At 35.3% G+C, this 7,053-nt stretch carries 8 protein-coding genes; 6 read left to right on the top strand and 2 right to left on the bottom strand.

Annotation, left to right across the window (positions count from 1 at the left end):
• Positions 1-26 precede the first annotated feature (26 nt).
• Complete coding sequence (gene citX, locus Q0K80_RS02585) at positions 27-584, top strand: citrate lyase holo-[acyl-carrier protein] synthase (protein ID WP_294602701.1); 558 nt, start codon at positions 27-29, stop codon at positions 582-584.
• Here the strand turns inward: citX and Q0K80_RS02590 are convergent.
• Entirely contained in the window at positions 581-1,525 is a 945-nt protein-coding gene (locus Q0K80_RS02590) for a sugar-binding domain-containing protein (protein ID WP_294602704.1), read from the bottom strand. The two genes, citX and Q0K80_RS02590, sit on opposite strands and share 4 nt — an antisense overlap.
• 132 nt (positions 1,526-1,657) lie before the next feature.
• On the bottom strand, positions 1,658-2,158 hold the full coding sequence (ybaK, locus tag Q0K80_RS02595; RefSeq protein WP_294602706.1) for a Cys-tRNA(Pro) deacylase: 501 nt from the start codon (positions 2,156-2,158) through the stop codon (positions 1,658-1,660).
• 63 nt (positions 2,159-2,221) lie between these two features.
• On the opposite strand from ybaK, the gene prmA reads away from it, so the two are divergent.
• The 5 genes from prmA to Q0K80_RS02620 all read left to right on the top strand — a co-directional run.
• On the top strand, positions 2,222-3,166 hold the full coding sequence (prmA, locus tag Q0K80_RS02600) for a 50S ribosomal protein L11 methyltransferase (protein WP_294602709.1): 945 nt from the start codon (positions 2,222-2,224) through the stop codon (positions 3,164-3,166).
• Between the two features lie 43 nt (positions 3,167-3,209).
• Positions 3,210-3,563, top strand: a complete 354-nt coding sequence (locus tag Q0K80_RS02605; RefSeq protein ID WP_294602712.1) for a hypothetical protein — start codon at positions 3,210-3,212, stop codon at positions 3,561-3,563.
• Positions 3,564-3,583: 20 nt separating this feature from the next.
• Positions 3,584-5,824 carry a bifunctional (p)ppGpp synthetase/guanosine-3',5'-bis(diphosphate) 3'-pyrophosphohydrolase gene (locus Q0K80_RS02610; RefSeq protein WP_294602714.1) on the top strand — a complete coding sequence of 747 codons (2,241 nt, stop codon included), beginning with the start codon at positions 3,584-3,586 and terminating at the stop codon, positions 5,822-5,824.
• Complete coding sequence (gene dtd, locus Q0K80_RS02615; protein ID WP_294602717.1) at positions 5,824-6,261, top strand: D-aminoacyl-tRNA deacylase; 438 nt, start codon at positions 5,824-5,826, stop codon at positions 6,259-6,261. The genes Q0K80_RS02610 and dtd overlap by 1 nt, the downstream gene beginning before the upstream one ends.
• A gap of 271 nt (positions 6,262-6,532) precedes the next feature.
• Positions 6,533-7,053 (top strand): ATP phosphoribosyltransferase regulatory subunit (locus Q0K80_RS02620; RefSeq protein WP_294602720.1); only part of this gene is annotated, 521 nt, incomplete at its 3' end.

Genomic DNA, 7,053 nt, shown 5'->3' on the forward strand with positions numbered 1-7,053 from the left:
TATAAAAATAGAAAGAAGATGAAAAAATGGTAAAAACAATATTTACTGAAGGGGAACCACAGAGTATTACAGAGGTATTAGCAAATAAAGATGAAAGGGTACAGTTGCAACAAACAATTTTTCAGAAGTTTCCTGAATGTACACTTCTGGATGTTAAACTAAACATTCCCGGTCCTATTAAAAACAATCGCTATTTAAAAGAAATTTTTGCTTCAGGTATTCTGAATTTGACAGAAATTTTGCAAAATGGCCAATTACCTTTTACTTTATATGAACATTGGGAAAGAGCAGCAGGTTCAGAAAACTTTTATCTCGTTAATGCTAATTATCGTTCAGTTAAAAAAAGGGCAGTTGAATTTGAAAATAAGCAAAAAATTAATCGACTATTTGATGCCGATGTCTTAATTAGAAAACAAAAACAGGCAATATCCCGCAAAGATTTGGACTTGCCTGTGCGTAAATGCTTTCTATGTTCCAAACCAGCTAAAGAATGCGCCCGTTCAAGAACACACTCAGTTGCAGATCTGCAAAATTATATTACTAGCCTATATAATGAAGAATTCTGTAAAAAATCTGCAAATTAAAGTGCCTCATTTTTGCGTAAAACTCTTTCAGCTATACCCGAAGTGGTTATTAAATGCGTTATAATGCCAGATCTGAGAGCCCCCAAAAGCGCATCTTCTTTAAACCGGTTTTTAACAATTATAAACCGATCAGGAACTGCTAAAATGTCTGAAAGACTGATGCCAGATATATGAGGCTCAATCGGACTATAAAAGCGACCTTTAATATCATAAGGTCTGCCAAAAATAATTCCTGCTAACTGATTTTTTTCAGTCCCTGTAAACAGTTTATTGGCGTAATAATCCATAAAAAATTGTCCTGATTCCAGTGATTGCATGGTACCAATGCTTGCAAATATCAGATCAAGTTGTGAAAAATATTTTTCAATATGCTGATAGTAGGGTTCCTGCTGAATTTTTTTGACCAGTCCCGGATCAATTGCATAAAGAGGAGCGGGAAAAGTTAGACTTTTTGCATTAAATTTGTCAGCAGCATGTTGAATAAGCGGCTGTTTTCGTTTACTAGAATTTACTACTTGACCTAATAGTTGAACAAATGTCAGGTCAGCGCGAGTTTCAGCTGAAAAGTCATCAATAATGTCTCTTAAAAGTGTTCCCCATGTTAATCCCACGACGTGAGCAGAATTAATATAATTTTGAATTTGTTTGGCGGCAAAATTGACAATCATTTCATTGTCTTGATTTTTAGTTTCTTTATCTTCTAAGATATAAACTTCTTTTAGATCGAAAAGTTTTTGAAACTCCCGTTCAAAATTTTGCGCTCTTTTGGGACTTTGATAAATACTAATTTTTACAATGCCCTTGTCTTCCGCTTCGTCTATTGCCTTTGCAATAAGATAACGAGAGAGATTGTATTTCTTAGAAATCTCAGCAATATTTAACTTACTTAAAAAATAGTCATGTGCAATATTTGCAATTTGCTCATCTGTTAACAATGTCATTTGGTTATTCCTATTCTTCATACTCTACATTTCTTTTAATTATATTAGAAAAAGCGCTTTAATACTATAACCTAAATAACTTTTTAAAATAAAATATTTTTCAGAAATTAAGAAAAATATATTTATTTGTTTTTACTCTAATAAGTCGCAAAACTTCGCATGTGTAATTTTTTGCAAATCTTGCGGTTTTAAAAAAACGCTGCGGCCAATTTTACCACTTGAAACTGCTATCTCACTTTCGTTTGACATGCTTTTATCAAGAAAAATGGGAAAATGGTGTTTGAAATAAATACCAATAGGCGTGTTAGCACCATGAGCATAGCCTGTAGTTTTTTCCAAATCTTTTAAAGGCAGCATTTCACATTTTTTGTTTCCGGAATTTTGCGCTAATTTTTTCATGCTTAAATGTTCTGTTACTGGTACAACCCCTACCAGAACTTTAGTATTATTTCCAGAACAAACGAGAGTTTTATAGACCAAATGTTCCTTCTCGTTTAAAATGGATGTATCCATTTGTGCTATGCCACCTGAATCCTCGTGGGTGGCGAATTCTGCTTGACGATATGGAATCTTATTCTTGTCTAAAATTTTTTCGACAAGTGTTTTTTCAATATTATTTTTCTTTTTTGACATATTGATCACCCTTTTCATGATAGCATTACAAAAAGGGAAAATAAAAAGGAAGTTTAGAAAATAATGAAATTACTGATTATTAAAATTGAAACCAGTCACGAAGTTGAAGATGCCTTAAACATATTTAGTAATGATGTCTTGCATTGTTTAGGCACTGAGGCCCGAAAGAGGTCTGACTTTGAACATGCTGGCTGGGAATCTGACTCAACAATGATTAAGCTTGATGAAATAAATGATTTACCTGAAGATTTACAATTTTTAGCTTATTTTGATAGTGATCAAGATAAGGAGAAATTAATTGAAGAATATAAGCAAAAGTTATCTGAATTAAAAAGCTATGGTTTACAAATAGGCAAAGCAGAAATAAGTGCATCCTATATTAAAGATGAGGACTGGAATACTGTTTGGCAAAAGTTTTATCACCCAATTGATTTTTCTCACCATTTGGCAATAGTACCTGAATGGGAAGAATATCAGCCGGTTTTTCAAGATCAAAAGGTGATAAAATTAGATCCTGGTTTGGCTTTTGGCACCGGTTCTCATGAAACAACGCAGCTAGCCCTGATTGGACTTGAACAAACGCTTATAAGACCCAAAAAAGTTTGTGATGTTGGCACCGGTTCAGGAATTTTAGCTATTGCTTCTTCTTTTTTGGGAGCCCGTTCTGTTCTGGCAACTGATATTTCAGACGAAGCAATTACTGCTGCTAATGAAAATATTTCTTTGAACAATTTAACTAATATTAAACTTAAAAAAACCAGCTTGTTAGATAATGTTCAGGGTAAATATGATATTATAGTTGCTAACATTTTGGCTGAAATACTCCTTGATTTGATTCCGCAGTTAAATAATCATCTCAATGAGGGCGGACAGGTCATTTTTTCAGGAATAGATTGCTCGCAGTTAGCAAAAATAAAAAAAGCATTAACTGAAAATGGCTTCAAGGTAGTCCTATCAATGCAAAGTGGCCGCTGGATAGGATTAATTATTGAAAGAAAAGATAACTAAAATGAGTTATAATAGATAATTAAATTAGTAAGGAACTAGCAAGTTGATTGACAAAATAAAAAATATACCTGTAATTAAAAAGTTAAATAGTTATGAGGTGACACCAGTAATTTGCTGGAGCATTTTAGTCATGATCCTGCCGTTATTATTTAGCCTTTTTTCAATAGGAACTATTTGGCGCGTGAGTTTATTATTTATATTAGGTAACAGCTTTATCAGTTACCATCTTGGTAAACTAATCAAAAAGCGCAATCTCAAACATTATTGGCTGTTATTAATGCCGGGGTGTTTTTGTTTAATCGTTTTAATTAAATATGCCAATTACAACTTTCTGTTTGGGTTAATCTACCTCATTTTAGAAATTTTTGGTGTAATGGATAACCAAATTTATGCATAGTTTTAGAAGGGGCGATTTATATGTCTAAGTACATTGAAATGACACATGAGCAGGTGATAGATACCTGTAAAAAATATATGAATGATGATCAAATTGCATTTGTCGAAAAAGCTTATGAATTTGCTGCAAACGCACATAAAGACCAAAAAAGAGCTTCAGGGCAACCCTATATTGTTCATCCTACTCAGGTGGCTGGTACGCTTGCTAATTTAAGTCTTGACCCTGACACTGTCGCTGCAGGCTTTTTGCACGATACTGTAGAAGATACACCAGTTACAAATGATGATATAAAAGAAAAATTTGGTAAAGATGTTGCTTTTATTGTTGATGGTGTCACTAAGCTGAATAAATACCAGTATAAATCACACCAGGAATTTTTAGCTGAAAACCACAGGAAAATGCTAATAGCAATGGCTAAAGATATCCGTGTAATTATGGTTAAACTGGCTGATAGACTTCATAATATGCATACTTTAGAGCATCTGCGTCCCGATAAGCAACGCCGAATTGCTTCAGAAACAATGGATATTTATGCACCATTAGCAGATCGTCTGGGTATTGGGACAGTTAAATGGGAACTTGAAGATATGAGTTTTCATTACTTGAATCCTAAAGCATATTATCGCATTGTCAATTTAATGAGTCTCAAGCGTAGTCAAAGAGAAAAATACATTCAAGATGCCATCAAGACACTTAAGGAAAGCTTGGATAGTCTGGGAATTAAATATGAGATATATGGCAGACCTAAGCACATCTATTCTATTTATAAAAAGATGGTTAACAAACATAAGGATTTTAATGAAATCTATGATTTGTTAGCTGTACGGGTTATCGTTAAAACGGTTAAGGACTGTTACGCAGTGCTAGGAGCTGTTCATACGAAATGGAAACCAATGCCTGGCCGTTTCAAAGACTACATTGCTGTTCCCAAAGTAAATGGTTATCAGTCTCTTCATACGACTATTATTGGTCCTGGCGGCCGCCCACTTGAGATACAAATTAGAACTGAACAAATGCATGAAATTGCCGAATATGGTGTTGCCGCCCACTGGGCTTATAAAAGAGGTAATTTTAAGGGTGTAGAACAAACCAGTTCAAATGAAAAATTGGATATGGTGCGCGAAATTTTAGAATTAAAAGATGAAACTCAGGATGCTGATGAATTTATGAAAAGCGTTAAGAGTGAAATCTTTTCTGATCGTGTTTATGTTTTTACTCCCAAAGGTGAAGTTTATGAACTGCCAAAAGGGTCAGTAACCTTGGACTTTGCTTATGAAATTCATACTCAGGTTGGCAGTCATGCAGTAGGAGCTAAAGTTAACGGTAAATTGGTGCCTTTAGACTATAAGCTGAAAAACGGCGATGTCATTGAAATTATGACACAATCTAATGCGACGCCATCTCGTGATTGGGTTGATTTGGTTAAGACTTCCCGTGCTCGTAATAAAATTAGGCGATATTTTAGAAACCTTGACCGGGACCACAGCATCGAGCAGGGTCAGCAAATGGTTGCCGATAAATTGCGTGATCAGGGACTTTCACCAAAAGAATTTATGTCTAAAGATCATATCGAGCCACTTTTGGAACAAATTAATTATCATACTGCTGACGAGATGTATGCCTCAATCGGCTTTGGTGATCTTTCCGCTATTGGTGTAGTTAATAGGCTGACAGCTGATATACGTCGTGAAAACGAGAAAAAGAAACAAAAGCAGCTAGAAGAAGAAATTCTTAACTCTGGACAAAAATCTGCCTCGCAAACTACAGCAACTAAAAAAGATTCTAAAGCAATGAAGATCAAGCATAAAAATGGTGTCATGATTCAAGGAATTAGTGACTTGATGCTTCATCTAGCTAAGTGTTGTAATCCCGTCCCGGGAGATGAAATTGTTGGCTATGTTACTAAGGGCCGTGGTGTAACTATTCATAGAACAGATTGCCGCAATATTGTTAATAATGATGATAGCCAGGGCAGATTGATTGAAGTGCAATGGGAAAATGTTGAAGAAAACAGTGCTCAAGCATTTAATGCCAATATTGAAGTTTTTGGTTACAATCGCGGAAAGCTGCTTACTGATGTCATTACCAAATTAAATACACTGACCCCAAATATTAATAATATTTCAGGTAAAGTAAATGAAGATAACATTGCTCATATCTATGCGACAGTTGCAGTTAACAATTCTGCACAATTAGATGGAATTTTATCAAAATTAAGAGATATTCCTGATGTTTACCAAACAAGGAGAGCTGATAATTAATGCGAGTTGTCGTCCAAAGAGTAAATAATGCCAGTGTCAAAATTGCAGGCAATACGATTGGAAAAATTAATAAAGGATTGTTATTGCTAGTTGGTTTAAGAGAAGGCGATGGGGTAGAGCAAATTAAAAAGGCCGCTGCTAAAATAGCCAAAATGCGAATTTTTGAAGATGAAAATGGTAAAACCAATCTGGCAATTAAAGATGTAGGTGGACAAATCTTAAGCGTGAGCCAATTTACTCTATTAGCTGACACTAAAAAAGGTAATCGACCAAGTTTCATCAAAGCTATGAAACCACCAAAATCCGCGAAATTATGGGAGCAGTTTAATGAAGAGCTCAAAAAGCAGGGCTTAACTGTTGAAACCGGAGAATTTGGCGCAGATATGCAGGTTGATTTACAAAATGATGGTCCTTTCACTATTGTGCTGGACCTATAAAAACTAGGCTTAACAGCTGTACAGGTTGACTTTTTGCCTGGAAAACTATAAGCTAAAAAAGAATTATCAATGACAAAGACTGAAGTGTAGTTTTTAAAATTCAGAGACCGTCTGTTTTGCTGAGAAGACGGAAAATAAACTAACTGTGACCCCTTTACCAGATAATAATCGCATCGCGAGCGTTATTCGCAGCAGGTAAAAGGTGGTACCGTGCTAATTCAGAGCGCCCTTGATTTATTCAAGGACGTTTTTTTATTAAAAGGATGATTAAATGAGAGTTCAAAGACCTAAAGGGACAGTTGATATTTTGCCAGACGAATCTGGTTCGTGGGAAAAAGTTGAACAAATATTGCGAGAATTTTTTAAACAAGCAAATTACCGGGAAATTAGGACACCGAGTTTTGAAAATTATGGCGTTTTTGCTCGTTCAAGTGGTGAAACTTCCGATGTCGTTGAAAAAGAAATGTATGACTTTAATGATAAAGGCGGCAGGCATATTGCTTTACGTCCCGAAGGAACTGCTGGTGTAGTTCGTGCTTATGTTGAAGACAAGCTCTATGCTCCAGAGGTAGCCAAGCCGCTAAATGTTTATTACATTGAGTCAACATTCCGGTATGAAAGGCCTCAGGCAGGTCGTCAGCGTGAGTTCCATCAAATTGGTATAGAAAGTTTTGGTTCGGATAATCCCTTAGCTGATGTAGAAACAATCGTTTTGGCACATGATTTATTAGCCAAACTGGGTGTCAAAAATTACGAATTGCATATTAATACCTTAGGAAACGCCAAGGTTCG

Source organism: uncultured Lactobacillus sp. (assembly GCF_945290125.1).
GTDB classification, from domain to species: domain Bacteria; phylum Bacillota; class Bacilli; order Lactobacillales; family Lactobacillaceae; genus Lactobacillus; species Lactobacillus rizhaonensis.